Source organism: Hydrogenophaga sp. A37 (assembly GCF_002001205.1).
Taxonomy (GTDB): Bacteria; Pseudomonadota; Gammaproteobacteria; order Burkholderiales; family Burkholderiaceae_C; genus Hydrogenophaga.
Genome location: NZ_MUNZ01000106.1, coordinates 26,118 through 47,740, shown reverse-complemented (window position 1 = coordinate 47,740; position 21,623 = coordinate 26,118). Strand labels below are relative to the sequence as shown.

Annotated in this window: 17 protein-coding genes and 2 rRNA genes; 14 read left to right on the top strand and 5 right to left on the bottom strand. The window is 62.9% G+C overall.

Annotated elements, in window-relative coordinates; translation table 11 throughout:
* Positions 1-265: 265 nt before the first annotated feature.
* Both B0E41_RS12980 and rrf read left to right on the top strand, forming a co-directional pair.
* Positions 266-3,144: ribosomal RNA gene (locus B0E41_RS12980) — 23S ribosomal RNA — on the top strand.
* A gap of 172 nt (positions 3,145-3,316) precedes the next feature.
* A 5S ribosomal RNA gene (gene rrf / locus B0E41_RS12975) occupies positions 3,317-3,429 on the top strand.
* An 80-nt stretch (positions 3,430-3,509) separates the two neighbouring features.
* Here the strand turns inward: rrf and B0E41_RS12970 are convergent.
* The 3 genes from B0E41_RS12970 to B0E41_RS12960 form a co-directional block, all read right to left on the bottom strand.
* Positions 3,510-4,442: an MBL fold metallo-hydrolase gene (locus tag B0E41_RS12970; RefSeq protein ID WP_077331572.1), complete on the bottom strand. Its 933-nt coding sequence runs from the start codon at positions 4,440-4,442 to the stop codon at positions 3,510-3,512.
* 10 nt (positions 4,443-4,452) lie between these two features.
* Complete coding sequence (locus B0E41_RS12965; protein WP_077331571.1) at positions 4,453-6,174, bottom strand: AMP-binding protein; 1,722 nt, start codon at positions 6,172-6,174, stop codon at positions 4,453-4,455.
* A 68-nt stretch (positions 6,175-6,242) separates the two neighbouring features.
* Positions 6,243-6,977, bottom strand: coding sequence for a hypothetical protein (locus tag B0E41_RS12960; protein ID WP_143433814.1), 735 nt, complete (start codon positions 6,975-6,977; stop codon positions 6,243-6,245).
* Between the two features lie 109 nt (positions 6,978-7,086).
* Here B0E41_RS12960 and B0E41_RS12955 point away from each other — a divergent pair, with 109 nt between their 5' ends.
* Complete coding sequence (locus tag B0E41_RS12955; RefSeq protein WP_077331570.1) at positions 7,087-8,064, top strand: alpha/beta fold hydrolase; 978 nt, start codon at positions 7,087-7,089, stop codon at positions 8,062-8,064.
* A 12-nt stretch (positions 8,065-8,076) separates the two neighbouring features.
* On the opposite strand, the gene hppD is transcribed toward B0E41_RS12955, so the two are convergent.
* Positions 8,077-9,195 carry a 4-hydroxyphenylpyruvate dioxygenase gene (gene hppD, locus B0E41_RS12950; protein ID WP_077331569.1) on the bottom strand — a complete coding sequence of 373 codons (1,119 nt, stop codon included), beginning with the start codon at positions 9,193-9,195 and terminating at the stop codon, positions 8,077-8,079.
* 120 nt (positions 9,196-9,315) lie between these two features.
* Between hppD and B0E41_RS12945 the strand changes: the two genes are divergently transcribed.
* The 9 genes from B0E41_RS12945 to B0E41_RS12905 all read left to right on the top strand — a co-directional run bounded on the left by B0E41_RS12945 (position 9,316) and on the right by B0E41_RS12905 (position 19,398).
* Entirely contained in the window at positions 9,316-9,789 is a 474-nt protein-coding gene (locus B0E41_RS12945) for an Lrp/AsnC family transcriptional regulator (RefSeq protein WP_077331568.1), read from the top strand.
* A 265-nt stretch (positions 9,790-10,054) separates the two neighbouring features.
* A complete protein-coding gene (locus tag B0E41_RS12940) occupies positions 10,055-10,654 on the top strand; it encodes a GNAT family N-acetyltransferase (RefSeq protein WP_253194829.1) in 600 nt (199 codons plus the stop codon).
* 175 nt (positions 10,655-10,829) lie between these two features.
* Complete coding sequence (locus tag B0E41_RS12935) at positions 10,830-11,696, top strand: transporter associated domain-containing protein (protein WP_077331566.1); 867 nt, start codon at positions 10,830-10,832, stop codon at positions 11,694-11,696.
* A 112-nt stretch (positions 11,697-11,808) separates the two neighbouring features.
* Positions 11,809-13,548 (top strand): apolipoprotein N-acyltransferase, encoded by a 1,740-nt coding sequence (gene lnt, locus B0E41_RS12930; protein ID WP_253194825.1) that lies wholly within the window; start codon positions 11,809-11,811, stop codon positions 13,546-13,548.
* 112 nt (positions 13,549-13,660) lie between these two features.
* Positions 13,661-14,605, top strand: a complete 945-nt coding sequence (gene glyQ / locus B0E41_RS12925) for a glycine--tRNA ligase subunit alpha (protein WP_077331564.1) — start codon at positions 13,661-13,663, stop codon at positions 14,603-14,605.
* Between the two features lie 144 nt (positions 14,606-14,749).
* Complete coding sequence (gene glyS / locus B0E41_RS12920) at positions 14,750-16,966, top strand: glycine--tRNA ligase subunit beta (protein WP_077331609.1); 2,217 nt, start codon at positions 14,750-14,752, stop codon at positions 16,964-16,966.
* A 40-nt stretch (positions 16,967-17,006) separates the two neighbouring features.
* Complete coding sequence (gmhB, locus tag B0E41_RS12915) at positions 17,007-17,591, top strand: D-glycero-beta-D-manno-heptose 1,7-bisphosphate 7-phosphatase (protein ID WP_077331563.1); 585 nt, start codon at positions 17,007-17,009, stop codon at positions 17,589-17,591.
* Positions 17,592-17,610: 19 nt separating this feature from the next.
* Positions 17,611-18,345 carry a lysophospholipid acyltransferase family protein gene (locus tag B0E41_RS12910; RefSeq protein ID WP_077331608.1) on the top strand — a complete coding sequence of 245 codons (735 nt, stop codon included), beginning with the start codon at positions 17,611-17,613 and terminating at the stop codon, positions 18,343-18,345.
* Between the two features lie 156 nt (positions 18,346-18,501).
* Entirely contained in the window at positions 18,502-19,398 is an 897-nt protein-coding gene (locus B0E41_RS12905; protein ID WP_253194823.1) for a SprT family zinc-dependent metalloprotease, read from the top strand.
* Between the two features lie 52 nt (positions 19,399-19,450).
* Here the strand turns inward: B0E41_RS12905 and B0E41_RS12900 are convergent, their stop codons facing one another.
* Entirely contained in the window at positions 19,451-20,548 is a 1,098-nt protein-coding gene (locus B0E41_RS12900) for an MBL fold metallo-hydrolase (RefSeq protein WP_077331561.1), read from the bottom strand.
* A 122-nt stretch (positions 20,549-20,670) separates the two neighbouring features.
* Here B0E41_RS12900 and B0E41_RS12895 point away from each other — a divergent pair, with 122 nt between their 5' ends.
* Entirely contained in the window at positions 20,671-21,108 is a 438-nt protein-coding gene (locus B0E41_RS12895; RefSeq protein WP_077331560.1) for a MerR family DNA-binding transcriptional regulator, read from the top strand.
* A gap of 68 nt (positions 21,109-21,176) precedes the next feature.
* Entirely contained in the window at positions 21,177-21,623 is a 447-nt protein-coding gene (locus B0E41_RS12890) for a PaaI family thioesterase (RefSeq protein ID WP_143433813.1), read from the top strand.

Here is a 21,623-nt window from a genome sequence, read left to right as displayed (position 1 = left end):
GGTATCTATCGATCAATAGGTTGTTGAAAAACGACTACGGCTGTTCTTTAAAAATTCATAGAGTCGAATCAGCGTTGCTGATGGAAAGCACACATTCGTAAAGGTTTCGTGTGCACCGTGCCATCAGCAACAAGAATTTTTGATTGCGTCAACGAATATTCAATTTTATCGAAAGATATCAATTGAACGGCATAACGCGTCAGGTGAAAGACCTGACAGACATTTGCTTGATGTAATTTTGCGTTGCAAGACGTCAAAGTTATAGGGTCAAGTGAATAAGAGCATGTGGTGGATGCCTTGGCGATGATAGGCGACGAAGGACGTGATAGCCTGCGATAAGCTTCGGGGAGCTGGCAAATAAGCTTTGATCCGGAGATTTCCGAATGGGGAAACCCACCTAGCAGTAGGTATCGCATAGTGAATACATAGCTATGCGAGGCGAACCGGGTGAACTGAAACATCTCAGTAGCTCGAGGAACAGACATCAACCGAGATTCCGAAAGTAGTGGCGAGCGAAATCGGAGAAGCCTGTTAGTGATAGCACAAGACTTAACGGAACGCTTTGGAAAAGGCGGCCATAGTGGGTGATAGCCCCGTACGTGAAAAGACCTGTGTGGTACTAAGCTAACGAAAAGTAGGGCGGGACACGAGAAATCCTGTCTGAATATGGGGGGACCATCCTCCAAGGCTAAATACTCATCATCGACCGATAGTGAACTAGTACCGTGAGGGAAAGGCGAAAAGAACCCCGGGAGGGGAGTGAAATAGATCCTGAAACCGCATGCTTACAAAAAGTAGGAGCCTCGAAAGGGGTGACTGCGTACCTTTTGTATAATGGGTCAGCGACTTACATTCAGTGGCAAGCTTAACCGAGTAGGGAAGGCGTAGGGAAACCGAGTCCGAATAGGGCGATTCAGTCGCTGGGTGTAGACCCGAAACCAAGTGATCTATCCATGGCCAGGATGAAGGTGCCGTAACAGGTACTGGAGGTCCGAACCGACTAGTGTTGCAAAACTAGCGGATGAGCTGTGGATAGGGGTGAAAGGCTAAACAAACTTGGAAATAGCTGGTTCTCTCCGAAAACTATTTAGGTAGTGCCTCAAGTATTACCATCGGGGGTAGAGCACTGTTTTGGCTAGGGGGTCATGGCGACTTACCAAACCAAGGCAAACTCCGAATACCGATGAGTACAGCTTGGGAGACAGAGCACCGGGTGCTAACGTCCGGACTCAAGAGGGAAACAACCCAGACCGCCAGCTAAGGTCCCTAAAACGGGCTAAGTGGGAAACGAAGTGGGAAGGCTAAAACAGTCAGGATGTTGGCTTAGAAGCAGCCATCATTTAAAGAAAGCGTAATAGCTCACTGATCGAGTCGTCCTGCGCGGAAGATGTAACGGGGCTAAGCCAGTTACCGAAGCTGCGGATTTGCAATTTATTGCAAGTGGTAGGAGAGCGTTCTGTAAGCCTGTGAAGGTGTCTTGTAAAGGATGCTGGAGGTATCAGAAGTGCGAATGCTGACATGAGTAGCGTTAAAGGGGGTGAAAAGCCCCCTCGCCGTAAGCGCAAGGTTTCCTACGCAACGTTCATCGGCGTAGGGTGAGTCGGCCCCTAAGGTGAGGCAGAGATGCGTAACTGATGGGAAACAGGTCAATATTCCTGTACCGATTACAAGTGCGATGTGGGGACGGATCTTAATAGGTTATCCGGCGGTTGGATGTGCCGGTTTAGACAGATGTAGGCGACACGTAGGCAAATCCGCGTGTCATATACCGAGGCTGTTGATCGAGCGAGCTTGCTCGCGAAGTAACTGAACGAGGTCCCAGGAAAAGCCACTAAGCTTCAGCTTGTAATTGACCGTACCGCAAACCGACACTGGTGCGCGAGATGAGTATTCTAAGGCGCTTGAGAGAACTCAGGAGAAGGAACTCGGCAAATTGACACCGTAACTTCGGAAGAAGGTGTGCCCCGGTAGTGTGATGAGAACATCTGAGCACGAAAGGGTTGCAAAAAATAGGTGGCTGCGACTGTTTATTAAAAACACAGCACTCTGCAAACACGAAAGTGGACGTATAGGGTGTGACGCCTGCCCGGTGCTGGAAGATTAATTGATGGGGTGCAAGCTCTTGATCGAAGTCCCAGTAAACGGCGGCCGTAACTATAACGGTCCTAAGGTAGCGAAATTCCTTGTCGGGTAAGTTCCGACCTGCACGAATGGCGTAACGATGGCCACACTGTCTCCTCCTGAGACTCAGCGAAGTTGAAATGTTTGTGATGATGCAATCTCCCCGCGGAAAGACGGAAAGACCCCATGAACCTTTACTGTAGCTTTGTATTGAATTTTGAACAGATCTGTGTAGGATAGGTGGGAGGCTTTGAAGCAGGGTCGCTAGATCTTGTGGAGCCAACGTTGAAATACCACCCTGGTGTGTTTGAGGTTCTAACCTAGGTCCATTATCTGGATCGGGGACAGTGCATGGTAGGCAGTTTGACTGGGGCGGTCTCCTCCCAAAGTGTAACGGAGGAGTTCGAAGGTACGCTAGGTACGGTCGGACATCGTGCTAATAGTGCAATGGCATAAGCGTGCTTAACTGCGAGACTGACAAGTCGAGCAGATGCGAAAGCAGGACATAGTGATCCGGTGGTTCTGTATGGAAGGGCCATCGCTCAACGGATAAAAGGTACTCTGGGGATAACAGGCTGATACCGCCCAAGAGTTCATATCGACGGCGGTGTTTGGCACCTCGATGTCGGCTCATCTCATCCTGGGGCTGTAGCCGGTCCCAAGGGTATGGCTGTTCGCCATTTAAAGAGGTACGTGAGCTGGGTTTAAAACGTCGTGAGACAGTTTGGTCCCTATCTTCCGTGGGCGCTGCAGATTTGAGGAAGCCTGCTCCTAGTACGAGAGGACCGGAGTGGACGCACCTCTGGTGTACCGGTTGTCACGCCAGTGGCATTGCCGGGTAGCTAAGTGCGGAAGAGATAACCGCTGAAAGCATCTAAGCGGGAAACTCGTTCCAAGATGAGATCTGCCGGGGCCTTGAGCCCCCTAAAGAGTCGTTCAAGACCAGGACGTTGATAGGTCAGGTGTGGAAGCGCAGTAATGCGTTAAGCTAACTGATACTAATTGCTCGTGAGGCTTGACCCTATAACTTTGATGAAATCATCAAAATCAAATGTCATCTGACATGAAAAGTCATGTTATGCCCATATGGCACATTTGATGTGACCATAACGTTGGCAGCAATCAAAATTCAGCTGATTCGAAGCTCTATGAATTCGTTTGGCTGTGCATGTGCACAGCCGGACAACAAGTTATGCCTGACGACCATAGCGAGGTGGTACCACTCCTTCCCATCCCGAACAGGACAGTGAAACGCCTTTGCGCCGATGATAGTGCGGGTTCCCGTGTGAAAGTAGGTCATCGTCAGGCTCTTACCAGCCCCCAATACCCCCTCGTACCTCGTGTACTTGGGGGTTTTGGCTTTCTGGCTCATTGTCTTTGAATTGCGTTTATGCGTTCAGAACAAAATGACTGTCCATTCGCAATGCGCGGCTTTGCTCGAGTTCCGTTAAAAGCTGACGAAGCCACTGCTTTTGCAATGCCGGCTCAGTCGTAGGCATGGCATTCTTCAGGTAAGGCGTATTCACTGCCCAAACGAAAAGCTCTTCGTATTCAATTCTTTGCCACTCAAGCAGCCTGAATTTGATCAATACCTTGTGTGCATGGCGCAGGTGGCGCTCAGGAGCCGATCTGAATTGTTGCAACCTGCTGCGCGCACGCTCCAGCGCCTCTGGAACGTTCTGAAAGACCGACCCATGGCCGGGGACCACCGTGGTGGGTGCCAATGCTTCTATCAAATCCAGGGTTTCACTGACTTCGTCGAAGGCCGATTGGCCCTCCAGTTCTGGAAACACGACACCGAATCCGTTCTGCCACAGAGCATCTGCTGACAGGAGCAGGCGACTTTCTGGCTGGAACAAGATGATCGAGTGGGGGTCGTGCCCCTTTGCCCCGTGAACTTGCCAAATCCCAGTGCCCAGCCGCAGCGAGGTGCCGGGTATCAGAAGACCATGGTGCGCAAAACGGGGGCAATGCTGTCCGGTGGGGGCGTAGGTCAGCCGCTCTTCGTCCCAATCCGTGACGGCCGAAGCCAGTCCGGGGGGAATGAGTGTCTGCAGGTCCGGATACAAGACCTTTAGCGCAGCGTTGCCCCCACAGTGATCACTGTGCAGGTGCGTGTTGAGCAGCAGGTCCAGATGCTGTGAGCCCAACGCCTGTGAAACCAGGGCTGTGGTTTGGGCTGCATGGCTGCTGTAACCTGAATCCACGAGCGCTGTCGGTCCTTCGCCCTGGATCAGAACGTTGTTTGCCGAGAGCCAACCCCGTTCGAATACGGTAACGCCAGCGCAGGCCAGGACATCGTTGGCGGCCGAATGGCTCATCTGGCAGATCTCACACCGGTCCGCGGAGCGCGCGACGCAGGATCTTCCCGACGTTCGATTTGGGAAGGTCGTCGCGGAACTCGATGTGTTTGGGGCGCTTGTAGCCCGTGAGGTTGTCGTGGCAGAAGCGGGCCACGTCCTCTTCGCTCAATGTCGGGTCGCTTCGCACGACAAACACCTTGACCGCCTCGCCCTGTTTGGCGTCTTCAATGCCGATCACGGCGCATTCCAACACCCCGGGGCAAAGCGAGATCACATTCTCCAACTCGCTGGGAAAGACGTTGAAGCCGGACACCAGGATCATGTCCTTCTTGCGATCCACGATGCGCGTGAACCCTCGCTCGTCCATGATGCCGACGTCCCCTGTGCGCATGAATCCGTCCACCGTGAAGGCTCTGGCGGTTTCTTCCGCCTGTTGGTGGTATCCGCTCATCACATTGGGCCCGCGAATGCAGATTTCCCCCGACGCGCCGATCGGCAAGCTGTGGCCTTCGTCGTCCTTGATGGCCACATCAATGCCCGGCAAGGGAAGGCCAATGGTGCCGCTGAAGTCGCGGTGGGTGACCGTGTTGTTGGTGCCAATGGCGCAGGTTTCGCTCATGCCCCAGCCTTCAATCATGGGACATCCGGTGACCGCGAGCCACTGCCGGGCCGTGCCTTCGGCCGCGGCCATGCCCCCTGCTTGCGACAACACCAGGCTGGAGAAGTCGAGTTGGCGGAATTGCGGATCATGCAGCAGCGCGTTGAATAGGGTGTTGACCGCTGGCAGCAAATGGAAGGGACGGCGCTTGAGCGTGGCCACCAGCGCAGGGATGTCGCGCGGGTTGGGGATCAGCGTCATGTGTGCGCCCCACCGGACAGCGAGCAGGCTCAGTGTGAGCGCGAAGATGTGATACAGCGGCAAGGCGGTGACGCCATTGATGTCCCGAACATCGCCGACCTGGGTGAGCGCGGGCTTGAACCATGCTTCCGCCTGCAGGATCGCGGCGATCACGTTGCGGTGGGTCAACACCGCACCTTTGGACAAACCGGTCGTGCCGCCGGTGTATTGCAGGAAGGCGACGCTGTCGTGTTGTGCCGCGCTGGGCTTGAGCGGCAGGTCGGCACCCTCCGACACCGCCGAACGAAAGCTGACGATGGTGCGCGGGCCCTGCGCGCAGGTGGTTGCCAGTTTGTACGCAGGCACCATCTTGGCGAGGTGCCGAACGGCGAAGCTGATCCACCGGCCATACCAGAACCCCAGCATGTCCCCCAGGCTTGCCACCACGACGTGCTTCACCCCTGTGTGGTCAATCACATCTTCCAGCGTGGACGCGAAGTTCTCGAGGATGACGATGGCCTCGGCACCCGAATCCTTGAGTTGATGCTCCAGCTCGCGCGCGGTGTACAGCGGGTTGACATTGACCACGGTGTAGCCCGCACGCAGGATGGCCGCCATCGCCACCATGAATTGCGGCACATTGGGTAGCATCACCGCGACCCGCGCGCCCGGCAACATGCCACGGGCCTGCAGCCATGCACCCAGCGCGGCGCTGTGTGCATCGAGCTCACCGTAGGTCATCCAGCGCTCCATGCACACGGTCACCGGGCGCTGGGCGTTCTTTCGCATCGACTCTTCAAGCAGTGCCACCAAAGACCGGTATTGCGTGGGTTCGACCTCATGGGGCACTCCGTCGGGATAGTGCGCCAGCCAGGGGCGCTGAAGAAGGATGTTCGGGTTTGCTGGTTCCATCGGGGCATTTTGACGGCCAGTCACCGAACGCCGCTCAGGGGCAGCCCTAGGGGCGTGTCGCTCAGAGCTCAGATACGAGCGAGCTCGAGGTCCAGCGCCTGCACACAGGTAGGCCGTGCGGCGTCAAACAAGGTGTTGACCCAGAACTGTTCCCGCTCGGCGATGGTGCCGAGAAAACCTTGCGCGTCACCCAATGTCGCGAAGGCGGCGAAGCCACTTTCCAGGAACTGCTGCAGGGCAGACAGCCCCGCAGCCTGCGCCGGGCGCCTCATCATGCGCAGCGCCAACAGGAGCGATTTGCTGCGGGTGTGCTTCTGCAGCTCATGCCCCATGTGCTGCACCACCGCCAACTGGCGTTCCCTTTCAACCCTTTGGCCCGTCAGGCGCCAGCTGCGCACGTAACGCTCGGGCGCAGCGATGCCGTCGCCGAGTGCCAGCCAATGTCCGGCCATCTGGTGGTCCAGGGTCTCTGTGAGTGCGTGCATCTCGGCCAAGTCCACCGCGAGGGCGGTCAAGGCCGGCGGGAAAACCCGCTCGAGCGCGCCGGCGATGCGGGCAAACTGTGCATCCCGTTCTGCGAAGTCGTGTTCTCCGTACAGCTCTTCCAAAAAAAACCGGGTGGCGGGCACCCGGCGCGGGTCGTCCATGAAGTCAAGGTAGGTGGCGCGAAACCGTCGAGCTTGAAGCTGTTTGACGGCATGCACCGCCGAAGCGAGCCCGTTGCCCTCGGCCAGTGTCCTGAGCTCGGCCACGCGGGCGAGGTGGGCCCGGATGTGTTCTGCTGCGTGGTTGGGGGCGCTCATGGTGACGGCAGTCTAGCGGCGGTCGGCACCATGAAGCTAGATGGCGGGCTCTAGGCCAGCGATCTCAGCGCAGCCCATGCCGTGCGATAGTCGGTCCATGCGCTCTCCCATGCCTTCGGGCTCAGCCCCCACGCACCACTCGTCCCGCCTCGCGCGCCTCCAACAGTTCACCATGCTGGGGACGGTGGCCTTGGTGGTCGGGTGGCTGGCGCTGTTCTGGAACGCGCCGGGCGCTGTGGTGGTGGCGGGTGTGTTGCTGTTGGTGTTTGGGTATGCGCTGGTGCTCGCGCTGGAATTCGCAGCGGTGCACCGGGTCAACCGTGGTGATACCGTGCCGCCGGCAGGGCGTCTGGCGCTTGCTCGGGCCTGGTGGCAAGAGGTGCGTGTGGCCCCTCAGGTATTTTCCTGGAGGCAACCTTTCTTCTGGCGCGGGTGTCCCGACGATGCCGTGCCGCCCGCACCAGGGCAGACGGCGGTGGTGCTGGTGCATGGATTCGTTTGCAACCGCGGGCTTTGGTTGCCCTGGATGCGCGAATTGCTCCGCCGCCGCATGCCCTACACCTCGGTGAACCTGGAGCCGGTGTTTGGTTCGATCGACGAGTACCTCCCGCTGATCGACGACGCCGTGAAACGCGCCCATGCGCTGACCGGCCGCCCTCCGGTCTTGGTGTGTCACAGCATGGGCGGGCTGGCGGCGCGGGCCTGGTGTGCAGCCACTCCCGACGCCCATGCGCGGGTGCGCCAAGTGATCACCATCGGTACACCGCACCAAGGCACCTGGCTGGGGCAGTTCAGCCATGTGACCAATGGGCGGCAAATGCGCCAGCAAGGTGCCTGGTTGACGAAATTGCGTTCCCTGGAAGCCGAACAAACGCCCACAGGCACTTATGACCGCTTCATCTGCTGGTACTCCAACGCCGACAACATCGTGTTCCCGGCGTCCACCGCCATGCTGCCCGGCGCAGACAACCGCCATGTGCCCGGTGTGGCCCATGTGGCGCTCGCCTTCGATGCCCGGGTGATGGAGGAAACGCTCGCCTGGGTGGCGTCGGCGAACGCTCCCGAGGCGCGACCGATCGCTTTGTAAGCGGTCGGTCGCTTAACCCTTGAGCACGCCGCGTTTCACCTGGTCCAGTTCCATGGTTTCGAACAGCGCCTTGAAGTTGCCTTCTCCGAAACCCTGGTTGCCCTTGCGCTGGATGAACTCGAAAAAGATCGGTCCCAGCTGGTTCTCGCTGAAGATCTGCAGCAGCAACTCACCCGGCAGACCGTCCACCAAGATGTTGCGCTGTTTCAGGTCTTCCACGTTCTCGCCGTGGCCGGGAATGCGCTTGTCCAGCAGCTCGTAGTAGGTTTCGCTGGTGTTGAGCAGCTTCACGCCCTGCAACTCCAGCGCGTCCACCGTGTCCACGAGGTGGGTTGACGCCAGCGCGATGTGCTGGATGCCCTCACCCTGGTAGCGGTCCAGGTACTCCTGGATCTGACCGGCCTTCTCGTTCCCTTCTTCGTTGATCGGGATGCGGATCTTGCCGCAGGGGCTGGTCATCGCCTTGCTCTTGATGCCGGTCTGTTGGCCTTCCAGATCGAAGTAGCGCACCTCGCGGAAATTGAAGATGCGCTCGTAGAAACCGGCCCACTCGGCCATGCGGCCACGGTGCACGTTGTGCGTCAGGTGGTCGATGAGGGTCAGGCCATGGCCCACCGGCGAGAGTTCGGCGCCGGGCAGCGGGTAGAAATCGACGTCGTAGAAACCGATGTTGCCGATGTCGCCGTCTTTCGCGCCGTTCTTGCCGCGCCAGCGGTCAATGAAATAGATGATGGAGTCGCCGATGCCCTTGATGGCCGGGATGTTCAGCTCGCCCGGGCCGGCGTTGTGGGCATAGCCCCAGGCACCGAGCGAGATCGCGCGCTCGTAAGCCGCTTTGGCGTCCTGCACGCGGAAGGCGATGGCGCAGACGCTGGGGCCGTGCTGGCGGGCGAAGCGCTGGGCAAAGCTGTCGGGCTCGGCGTTGATGATGAAGTTGATCTCGCCCTGGCGGTAGAGCGTCACCGCCTTGTGGCGGTGCCGGGCCACGGGCTTGAAGCCCATGCGTTCGAACAGCGCGCCCATGGCGGCCGGGTCGGGCGCGGCGTATTCGATGAACTCAAAACCGTCGGTGCCCATGGGGTTTTCCCAGGTGGTGGCAGTGGCGGTGGCGGCGGGCATGGGGGCGTTCATGTGGGTTGTCTCCGTGTGTGGTAAACCGATCCGCCACTGTATCGGCGTGTTGCATCACGATTACAGCGTTTTGGGGCGCTATGGTGGTGGAGTTTGCCGCTTTCCTGCAAAATTCAGCAGATGCAAACACTCGACAAGCTTGATCGACAAATCTTGCGCAGCCTTCAGGCCGACGGACGCGCCACTTACGACCAGATCGCCGAAGGCGTGGGCCTGTCGCCCAGCGCCGTGCTGCGGCGCGTGAAACGGCTGGAGGACAGCGGCGTGATCGACCGCTACGTGGCGCTGCTCAAGCCCGAAGCGGTGGGGCTGGGGCTCACGGCGTACGTGAATGTGCGGCTGGAGAAACACGCTGACAGCAACAAACGCAACCCCATGGACCTGTTCCGTGCCAGCGTGCTGAGTTGGCCAGAGGTGGTGGAGTGCGCCGCGCTCACCGGCGAGATGGACTTTCAGTTGCGTCTGATGGTGGCGGACATGCCGGCGTACTCGCGTTTCATGATGGACACCTTGCTCAAACATCCCAGCGTGCAGGACTGCAAAACCAGTTTCGTCATGGACCGGGTGAAAAGCACCACCGCTTTGCCGGTCTGAGGGTGTTGCTCTCAATTTTGTTGCGATGCCGCCAAAAAGCGAGCGGATAGAGGACATATGTCACCCGTTCATCGGGTTTTCCCTGGCTTTAGGGAGGTGTGTCCTTGTCGATATAGGGAAAACCCTTATATTTCCCGTCATGTCCAACACCGCCACCCCATCCCATGCCCCTTCTGTGAGCGGCAGCGATGAGCTGTCGGTTGCGGCGGTGCCCCATCACCCTGACACCCGGACGCCAGCAGGCTCGGTGGTGCCCATCCGCTCCATGGGGCGCGGGCATCTGTCTCGCATCAGCGCCCACTTGCTGGCGCTGGATGCACACGACCGCTACCTGCGCTTCGGGTACTCGGCCAACGACGAGCAGATTCAGCGCTACGTGGACCAGCTCAACTTTGAGCGCGACGAGCTGTTCGGCATCTTCAACCGCAAGCTCGAGCTCATCGCCATGGCGCACCTCGCGTTTTCGGTCGATCCCCAGTGCGCCAGTTGCGCCGAATTCGGCGTGTCGGTGTCGAAACCGGCGCGTGGTCGGGGCTACGGCAGCCGGCTGTTCGAGCGCGCGGTCATGCACGCGCGCAACGAGGGCGTGAACCAGCTGTTCATTCACGCGCTGACCGAGAACACCGCGATGCTCAAGATCGCGCGCAAAGCTGGTGCGGTGATCGTGCGCGACGGTCCCGAGAGCGAGGCCCACCTGCGCTTGCCGCCCGCCGATTTCGACTCGCGCGTCACCGAGCTGTTCAACGAGCAGGTGGCCATCACCGACTACCACCTCAAGGCCCAGGCCAAACACTTTTGGGGCGCGCTCGGGCTTCTTCAGGAAATCCGCCAAGGCGTGCGCGAATCGCGGGAAAAAGCGAGATAACCCCCTGCGCCGCTCACGCGGCTTCCCCCTTGAAAGGGGGACCACGCCAGTGGCCCGGCCAAGCCGGTTCCCCGGCGTGCGCTGATTTTTGGAGGGCGCGCTCGGACCTGGGTTGTGGCCCACTTCATGCGCTTGCGGTATCCTTTGCCGCTGTTTCAACCATCTCCTCTTCCCAGTGGCCGACTCCCCTCCCAGTACGGGGCCGCAGCGCAGCCTGCGGCATGAAGACAAACGTGGTTTCCTGCAAAAGCTCGCGGAGTTCATTCACCCCGGGCCGGATTCCAAGGACGAGCTGATCGAAACCCTCGCCGAAGCCGAGGACAACGACATCATCAACGCCGAATCGCGCGTCATGCTCGAAGGCGTGATCCGCATCGCCGACATGTCGGCCGGCGACGTGATGGTGGCCGCCCCGCGCATGGATGTGCTCAACATCGATGCCCCGTTCGACGAGTTGCTGCACCTGGTGATCGACACCGCCCACTCGCGCTTTCCGGTCTACGAAGGCGAGACCGAAAACATCATCGGCATCCTGCTGGCCAAAGACCTGCTCAAACTGCAGCGCGCGCCCGAGCTCAACATCCGCGCCCTGCTGCGCCCGGCCACCTTCGTGCCCGAAAGCAAGGGGCTCAACGACCTGCTGCGCGAATTCCGTGGCAACCGCAACCACCTCGCCATCGTCATCGACGAGTTCGGCCGCGTGGCCGGTCTGATCACCATCGAGGACGTCCTGGAAGAGATCGTCGGCGAAATCGAAGATGAGTTCGATGTGGTCGAAGACGACGGCGACATCTTTGCCCTGGCCGACAGCACCTGGCGCGTCAGTGGCAACACCGCCATTGAGCGCATCAACGAGTCGTTCGGCCTGCAACTCGAAGTCAACGACTTCGATACCATCGGCGGCCTCATTGCCCACACCATGGGTCACGTGCCCAAGCGCGGTGAGGTTCACGAGATGGACGGCCTGCGTTTTGTCGTGCTGCACACCAAGGGCGGCGCCGTGAAATGGTTCAAGGTCATGCCACTGCCTGTGGACCTTTAATTTCTGCAGCAGCGCTGACGCCATGCGCAGCCTTTTTGGCAACCTCCACACCCCTTCGAGCTTCTCGCCTTTGACAGGCCGGCCGCCGGGCCGCTCTGCGCGTGGTGGGGGCTTGTTCTGGTTCGTGGTCGGTGTGTTGACCGGTGGCATGCAGGCGGCGTCGCTGGCCTGGCCTTGGGCCGACTGGCGGGTGCCGGGCATCGCACCCGGCGAAGTCAGTGGCTGGTTGCAGATCGTTTCGCTCGCCTTGCTGGTCTTGTCGTTGCGCCATGCGCACCAGGTGGGTCAGGCGGTCTGGCGGGGCTGGGTGTTCGCCACCGTGTGGCTGGCTGGCAGCTTCTGGTGGCTCTACGTGTCGATGCACACCTACGGCGGGCTCGCGGCCTGGATGGCGGTGCTCGCCGTCTTTGCGTTGGCCGGCGCGCTGGCGTTGCTCTATGCCCTGGCGGCCGGAGCGCTGTGTGCCTGGGCACCCCGCGCACGCTGGTTGCAGGCCCTGATGTTCGCCTCGCTCTGGACCCTGGCCGAGTTGGCGCGCGGGCGCTGGTTCACCGGTTTCCCCTGGGGTGCCGGGGGCTACGCGCAGGTGGACCTGATGGCGGCCTGGGCGCCCTGGGTAGGGGTGTATGGCATGGGTGCGATCGCTGCGGTGTTGGCGTATGCGCTGGCGCTCACCGTGTCGTCCTTGTTGTCTGGCGTGGCCCAATGGGCGCTGCCACCCACGCGGCGCCCGGGCGCGCCGGCCGCGGCCCCATGGGTCGCGCGGCGCGGTGGCCTGGTGTCGCTGCTGGGCGGGCTGATGGCGGTGGTCGCCTTGGGGGCGTTGCTGGCGAGTGTGATCGCCGGCGACCGCTGGCATGATCTGGGCCGGCGTGGCACAGCCGCCAGCGGCGAGATGAAGGTCTGGCTGCTGCAGGGCAACATCCCGCAAAACGAAAAATTCGAGTCCGGTACGGGCATCGCCACGGCGCTGGGCTGGTACCCGGCGCAGGTGGCCGCAGCGGCGCAGGCGCAACAGCGCGGCACCGGGCCCGACCTGGTGGTGGCGCCCGAGACCGCCATCCCGCTGCTGCCCCAGCAACTGAACGCCGAATTCTGGGAACCGCTGTTTGCCTCGCTGCAAAGCTCGTCCACCGGCGCATCGCCCGGCCTGGGGCTGCTGGTGGGCATCCCGCTGGGGTCTTACGAAGCGGGCTACACCAACTCCGCCTGGGCCATGACCCCGGCGATGCTCAAAGACCGCGCGGGTGCGTTTCCGGGTGAACGCTTCTACCGCTATAGCAAGCAGCACCTGGTGCCGTTCGGCGAGTTCATTCCGCCCCTGTTCCGCTGGTTCACCAACCTGATGCACATCCCGCTGGGCGACTTCGCGCGCGGCGCCTTGCCGCAGCCGGCGTGGACCTGGGCCAGCCAGCGCATCGCGCCCAACATCTGCTACGAAGACCTGTTCGGCGAGGAGCTGGCGCAGTCGTTCACCGACGCGGCGGGCGCGCCCACCGTGCTCATCAACCTCAGCAACATCGGCTGGTTCGGCGACACCGTGGCCATCGACCAGCACCTGCAGATCTCGCGCCTGCGCGCGCTGGAGCTGGGCCGCCCCATGCTGCGCGCCACCAACACCGGCGCCACCGCCGTGATCGACCACACCGGCCGCGTCACCCACCAGCTGCCCCGCCTCACCCGCGACCGGCTGGAAGCCACGGTGCAAGGCCGGACCGGGCTCACGCCCTACGCGGTCTGGGCGTCGCGCTGGGGCCTGTGGCCGGTCTGGGGCGCCTGTGCCGCCGTGCTGTTGCTGGCCGCGCTCGCCCGATCCATGGGGCGCCGTGCGCCCTCGCGCCGCGCCGCCTGAAGCGGGCGGGCTGGCCCGTAAAATCGACGGTTCTGTGCGGCCTGCCGATCCGGCCAGCCGCCGCCCTGTACACCGCTGATCACCCGCCGGCTTCAGTCTCCGGCACCCGACCATGTTGACCTTCCAGCAAATCATCCTGACCCTGCAGTCCTACTGGGACAAGCAAGGCTGCGCCCTGCTCCAGCCCTACGACATGGAAGTCGGCGCCGGCACCAGCCACACCGCCACCTTCCTGCGCGCGCTCGGCCCCGAGCCCTGGAAGGCCGCTTACGTGCAGCCCAGCCGCCGCCCCAAAGACGGCCGCTACGGCGAAAACCCCAACCGCCTGCAGCACTACTACCAGTACCAGGTGGTCCTGAAGCCAGCGCCGGCCAACATCCTGGAGCTGTACCTGGGCTCGCTCACCGCGCTGGGCTTCGACCTGAAGAAGAACGACATCCGCTTCGTCGAAGACGACTGGGAAAACCCCACGCTCGGCGCCTGGGGCCTGGGCTGGGAGGTGTGGCTCAACGGCATGGAGGTCACGCAGTTCACCTACTTCCAGCAGGTCGGTGGCATCGACTGCAAGCCCGCCACCGGCGAGATCACCTACGGTCTGGAGCGCCTGGCCATGTACCTGCAGGGCGTGGACAACGTCTACGACCTGGTGTGGACGAACCGCGCCGATGGCTCCGCGCTGAGCTACGGCGACGTCTACCTGCAGAACGAAAAAGAGCAGTCGGCCTACAACTTCGAGCACTCGGACGCCGACTTCCTGTTCACCGCCTTCAGCGCCCACGAAAAGCAGGCCAAGTACCTGATGGAGCAGCAGCTCGCGCTGCCCGCCTACGAACAGGTCTTGAAGTGCGCCCACAGCTTCAACCTGCTGGACGCGCGCGGCGCCATCAGCGTGACCGAGCGCGCCGCCTACATCGGCCGTATCCGCGACCTCGCGCGCAAGGTCGCCCGCGCCTACCTCGACAGCCGCGCCCGCCTGGGCTTCCCCATGGCACCCAAGGCCTGGAGCGACGAGGTGCTGGCTGACTTGGCCAAAGCCGATCAAAAGAAAGCCGCCTGAAATGACCCACCCCCGAAGCGCTTTCAGCGCCTCCCCCTCAAAGGGGGCGCCACCAGCGGCCCGTCCTGAGCTTGTCGAAGGGCGGTTCCGCGGTGGCCCTGGCCTGACAGCGCGCGAGAGCGGCATGCGCAACGAATGAGCACCATGAGTCAACAAAACAACCTCCTCGTCGAACTGTTTGTGGAAGAGCTGCCGCCCAAGGCGCTCAAGAAACTGGGCGATGCCTTTGCCGGCGTGCTGGCCGAACAACTCAAGGCCCAGGGCCTGGCCGCTGCGGACGCCGTGGTCACGCCGTTCGCCTCGCCGCGCCGCCTCGCCGCGCACGTGACGGCCGTGGCCGCGCGCGCCGCCGACAAGGCCGTGTCGCAAAAGCTCATGCCGGTGAGCGTGGGCCTGGACGCCAGCGGCGCGCCCACGCCCGCGCTGCTCAAGCGCCTGGCCGGTCTGGGCGCCGATGCGTCCGCCGTGGCCGGCCTCAAGCGCGCGCCCGACGGCAAGGCCGAGGCCCTGTTTTTCGACAGCGTGCAGCCGGGCGTCGATCTGGCCGCCGGCCTGCAGAAGGCGCTGGACGAAGCCATTGCCAAGCTGCCGATCCCCAAGGTCATGAGCTACCAGCTCGAAACCGATTGCGAGCAACCCGGCTGGAGCAGCGTGAACTTCGTGCGCCCGGCGCACGGCCTGGTGGCGCTGCACGGCAGCGACGTGGTGCCGGTCAAGGCGCTGGGGCTCACGGCGGGCAACAGCACGCACGGCCACCGTTTTGAAGCCACTGTGGACCCGGTGCTGCTGGCCGATGCCGACGCCTACGCCGCCACGCTCGCCAAGGATGGCGCGGTGATTGCTAGCTATGAAGAGCGCAGCCGCGACATGATTCGCCAACTTCGAGAAAAAGCCCAGCAGTGCAGGGCGGTCCTAGAGGTCGAGCGCAACATGCAGACACTGACCGACGCAGAGATCGAAGAGGTCTTGCTCGATAACGCGTTGGTTCAGGAAGTAACCGCCCTGGTCGAGCGCCCCAACGTGCTCATCTGCGAATTCGAGAAGCAGTTCCTCGACGTGCCGCAGGAGTGCCTGATCCTCACGATGAAGGCCAACCAGAAGTACTTCCCGCTGCTGGATGCGGCCGGCAAGCTGACGAACCAGTTTCTGGTGGTCAGCAACATCAGCCCGGCCGACACCAGCGCGGTCATTGGCGGCAACGAGCGCGTGGTGCGCCCGCGCCTGGCCGACGCCAAGTTCTTCTTTGATCAAGACCGCAAGAAGGAGCTTAAGGATCGCGTCGAGGGTTTGTCCAAGGTGGTCTATCACAACAAGCTCGGTACGCAGGGCGAGCGCATGGAGCGCGTGTGCGCGATTGCAAAAAGAATCGCTCAAGATATCAACCGGAGATCGGTGCAGGTCGTTGGAGATCCCGACCGCCGGGATCAATTTGTGGCGGATGTTGAGATGGCCGCGAAACTGGCAAAGACGGATTTGCTGACCGACATGGTGGGTGAGTTCCCCGAGCTGCAGGGCATCATGGGCGGTTACTACGCGCGCCACGACCGCTTGAGCGAAGACATCGCCTTCGCGATCGAAGACCACTACAAGCCGCGCTTTGCCGGTGACGAACTGCCGCGCACGATGACCGGTGTGGTGGTGGCGCTGGCCGACAAGCTGGAGACGCTGGTGGGCATGTTCGGCATCGGCAACCTTCCGACCGGTGACAAGGACCCGTTCGCGCTGCGGCGGCATGCGTTGGGTGTGACGCGCATACTGATGACCGGTCGGGTTACCTATGATTTGGAGCAGCTTGTAAGAGTTGCAGTTGATTCTTTTGCATCAGTCGAACTGGCAAACGATCCCACCAATCCGCTGCTGGACTTTGTCTACGACCGCCTGCGAGGCTATTTGCTTGAGACAAATAGCCAAACAAATGCCAAACACGTAGATGCTGTTTTGGCGAATCGGCCGATGGAGTTGTCTGAGGTCTATATGCGGTTGACAGCAGTGGTGGTTTTTGAGCGATTGCCCGAAGCACCTGCCCTGGCGGCCGCCAACAAGCGCATAGCCAACATCCTCAAGAAGTCCGAAGGCGAGGGCGCGGCGGTCAACACTGCGCTGTTCGTCGAGCCGGCCGAGAAAGACCTCTACGCGGCGATGCAGGCCACCGTGCCCGCCGCCAACGCGAAGTTCGATGCGGGCGATCACACCGCCAGCCTGCAGGCCCTGGCCGCGCTGCGCACGCCGGTGGACGCCTTCTTCGACGGCGTGATGGTCAACGCCGACGACCCGGCGCTCAAGGCCAACCGCCTGGGCTTGCTCAAGCAATTGCACGACGCCATGAACCGCGTGGCCGACCTGTCCAGGCTCGCCGCCTGATCGCCCCGCACACCGTCACGGACCCCGGAAGGAAACCCGCATGAAACTGCTGATCCTCGACCGCGACGGCACGCTCAACCGCAGCCGCGACGACCACGTGGCCTCGGCCGACGAGTGGGAGGCGCTGCCCGGTGCGCTGGAGGCCGTGGCGCGGCTCAACCAGGGCGGCTGGCGTGTGGTCATTGCCACCAACCAGTCGGGCCTGGGGCGGGGCCTGTTTGACGTGGCCTCGCTCAACGCCATCCACACCAAGATGCACCGCCAGCTGGCGGCTGCGGGAGCCCGGGTGGAAGCGGTGTTTTTCTGCCCGCACGCGCCCGAAGACGCCTGCCATTGCCGCAAGCCCGAGCCCGGTCTGTTCGAACAGATCGGCGACCGCTTCGGCATTCCGCTGGAGGCCGTGCCGGTGGCTGGCAACGCGCTGCGCCATGTGCAGGCCGGCGCCACCGCGGGCTGCCCGCCCCACCTCTTGCTGACCGGCAAGTCCGAATACCTTCGCGGCCACGCCAACGGCGATGGTGTGCTGAGCGAGCCCGTCCCGGGCTTGCCCGAGGGCACGCGCCTGCACGAGGACCTGAGTGCTTTTGCCGACTGGCTGCTCGCGCAGCCCGAGGCCACAACCTGACCCACCTCCCATGATCCTGATCAACCTGTTGCGTTCGGTGTTGCACCTGCTGTTCATGGCCGTCACCGTGGTGCCTTGGGCGCTGGCGGTGGTGATCGTCGCGCCCCTATTCAACAGCACGCAGATCTACTGGATGTGCGCGCGCTGGCTCAAGCTGGCGGTGGACAGCGGCACCGTCATTCTGGGCATTCGCAACCATGTGATCGGGTTCGAGAACCTGCCGGTGGGCACCACGACCCCGGCGGTGCTGCTGGTCAAGCACCAGTCGCTCTGGGAAACGTTTTGCATGCCCGCGCTGATGCCGCACCCGCTGGCGTATGTGTTCAAGAAGGAGCTGCTGCGGGTGCCGTTTTTCGGCTGGGCCATGGCCCGCATGGACATGATCCACATCGACCGGTCTGACGGTGCCCGCGCTTTCGTGAAGGTGGTGCAGCAGGGCCAGCGGCTGCTGGACCAGGGCACCTGGGTGATCATGTTTCCCGAAGGCACGCGCATTGACCGTGGCCAGAAGGGCACCTACAAAAGCGGCGGCACGCGGCTGGCGATCCGCACCGGCGCACCGGTGATCCCGGTCGCCGTGACCTCGGCCAAATGCTGGCCGCGCAAGGCCTTCATCAAGAAGCCGGGCGTGGTGGAGATTTCGATCGGCAAACCGATCCCCAGCGCAGGGCGCCAGCCCGACGAGCTGATGCAGGAAGTGGAAGACTGGATCGAGGCCGAGATGCGGCGCCTCGACCCCGAGGCGTATCGGTGAGCCACACCCCCGCGCCGGACAAGCTCACCCCCGCGCCGCGCTTGCAGCGCGTCACCCCCTCAAGGGGGCGATGCGAGTGGCCCGGCGGAGCCGGTTCCACCGCATCCTGGGTTCGGGCATTTCTCGCCGGAAAGGTTTGAGTCGATGTCGGGTTTTGTGCAACTTGCACTGGACTTCCTGACCGGGTCCGCTCCGTTGGCACCGCTGCCAGCGCCTGCGCCACGCGCCCGTGCGCCTGAGCCCGATGCACCGCCCGCCGAGCCCTTGAACCAGGTGTTCCAGCCGGGCACCTGGCACCACCCGCGCGCCAACCGGCTGTTGCGGCTGAGCGGTTGTGAGGTGGCTTACGAGTTCAAGCGGGGCAAGCGCCGCACCATCGGGCTGTCGGTGAGCCACGAGGGGCTGACGGTGAGCGCGCCGCGCTGGACGCCGCTGGGCGAGGTGGAGGCGCTGCTGAACCAGAAGTCGGGCTGGGTGCTGGAGAAGCTGCAGCAGGCGCGCGAGCGCGCGGGCGAGCTGGCGCGCTCGCGCACCGTGTGGGCCGACGGCGCCGAGTTCGATTTTCTGGGGCAGCGCGTGCGCCTGCAGCTGGACCCTGCGCACGGCTTTTCGCAGGTGGGCGCGGTGCTGGAGCCCGGCGCAGAGGGCGAGAAAGGTGGGCAGGCCACGCTGAAGCTCGGGCTGGCGCGCAACGCGGGCGAGGTGCAGATCCGCGACGCCGCGCAGGCCTGGCTCATGCGGCAGGCCAAGCGCGTGTTCGCCGAGCGGCTGGCGGTGTTCGCGCCGCAGCTGGGCGTGGGCTACAAGGTCTTGCGCCTGTCCAGCGCAGGCACGCGCTGGGGCAGCGCCAGCGCCGACGGCACGATCCGCCTCAACTGGCGGCTGATCCACCTCAAGATGGACATGATCGACTACGTGGTGGTGCACGAGCTCAGCCACCTGCGCCACATGGACCACAGCCCGCAGTTCTGGGACGTGGTCGCCAGCATCCTGCCCGACCACGCCGAGCGCAGGCGCGCGCTCAAGCAGTCGGCGGTGCCGCTGGGGGAGTGATTTGGCGCCAGGGCACCGCGGAACCGGCTTTGCCGGGCCGCTGGTGACGCCCCTAGGGGGGTGACGCCGCAGGCGGCGCGGGGGGAGCAGAAAACCGCCAGATGCCTTCGGCATCGCGCTCGCGCCGCACCAGGCCGCCGAACCACAGCCGGTGCAGGTGCGCCACCGCTTCGCCCATGGCAAAGGTGGTCTGGTGCAGGTCCAGCTCGCGCTTGAACAGCACGGGAATGGCGTCCGCGCCGCTGCACGGGGCCTCGCGGCAGGTGTCGAGCAGCTCGTCCAGGCGTTCGGCGTGGTGGTCTTTCAGCTGCTGGATGCGTTCGTGCAGGCCGGAGAAGGGCTTGCCGTGCGAAGGCAGCACCAGCGTGGCCTCGGGCAGCGGCAGGTACTTCTCCAGCGAGTCCAGGAACAGCGTGAGCGCGTCGCTCTCGGGCTCCATGTCGTACACGCTCACGTTGGTGCTGATGCGCGGCAGCACCATGTCGCCACTGATCAGCACCTGCAGTTCGTCGCTGTACAGCGCGATGTGCTCGGGCGCATGACCGTACCCGCTGATGCAGCGCCAGCCGCGCCCGCCGATGGCGACGCTCTGCCCGTCCATCAGGCGGCGGTAGCGTGCGGGCACGGCGGGCACCATGCCGGGGTAGTAGCTCGCGCGACCACGGATCTGCGCCAGGCTGTCGGCGTCGGTCATGCCGTGGGCGGTAAAGAAGTCGGCCGCGCTGGCACCGCCGAAACCGGTGGTGCTCTGCGAGGCGAGGCGGGCAGAGTGGTAGTCCGTCGCGCTGATCCACAGCATGCAGTTCCACCGCTCGCACAGCCAGTGCGCCAGCCCGATGTGGTCCGGGTGCATGTGCGTCACGATCACGCGCAGGATGGGCAGGCCTTCCAGCTCGTTGGCGAAGATGTGTTCCCACTGCGCCTTGGCTTCGTCCCGCGAAATGCAGCAGTCCACCGCCGTCCAGCCCTCGCGCCCGTCCAGCGTGTCGCGCAGCAGCCAGAGGTTGATGTGGTCCAGCGCGAACGGCAGCGCCATGCGGATCCACTTCACTCCCGGCGCCACGGTGAGGGTGTGGCCGGTGTCGGGCAGCGCGTCGCCCAGCGGGTAGTGCAGGCGGGCTTCGAGCTGCTCTCGGGTGGGGGGATTCATGCGGGGGTGGATTCCGTTAAGATGCCGACGACTGACGTTGACGTAAACGTCAATTTGCAGGGCATTCTACGGAGCGGGGCTCCGATCCACTGTCCGTTACCCGACAAGGCCTTCACCGTTCCATGGCGAGCACCCCGACCTACACCATCAGCGACCTGGCGCGCGAGTTCGACCTGACCACGCGTGCCATCCGCTTCTACGAAGACATGGGCCTGCTGCAGCCGCAGCGCGAAGGCCCGGGCGGGCGCAACCGCGTCTACAGCGCGCGCGACCGCACGCGCCTCAAGCTCACGCTGCGCGCCAAGCGCCTGGGGCTCTCGCTCACCGAGGCCAAGGACATCATCCAGATGTACGACAGCCCGCGCGACACCGGGCCGCAGTTGCGCAAGTTCCTCACCGTGCTGGCCGACCACAAGCGCCAGCTCGAAGAGCAGATGGCCGATCTGGTGGCCAACCTCGACGAGGTCAAGGTGCACGAGAAAGAGGCGCGGGCGTTGCTGGCCAAGGCAGAAAAAGCATCGCCAGAGACGGGCAAGCCCGCAAAGGCCCACCAAGGCTGAAGCCGGGGGCTTGCCCTCGTCGATGGGGTTCGGCCATAATTGACGTTTACGTAAACGTCAATCAAACCATGCCCCAAACCGTGCCCGACAACGAAGCCCTGCGCCAGCGCGTGCAGACCAGCCTGGACCGTCAAGGGATGATGGTGCAGCTTGGCGTGCGTCTCTTGGCGGTGGCCCCTGGCACCGTGACGCTTGCGCTGCCGTATTCCGAGCGCGTGACGCAGCAGCAGGGCGGTTTCCACGGCGGCGCCATGGGAGCGCTGGCCGACATCGCGGGCGGCTACGCGGCGCTGACCGTGGCGCCCGAAGGCATGGAAGTCACGACCGTGGAATACAAGATCAACTTCCTCGCGGCCTTCCAGGGCGGTGAGCTGCAGGCCACGGGCCGCGTCACCAAGGCCGGCAAACGCATCATCGTCACGGCGGCCGAGGTGGTGCACGTGGCGGCCGACGGCAAACGGTCCGACAGCGCTGTGATGCAGCAGACACTGGTGCCGGTGCCCAAGACCTACTGA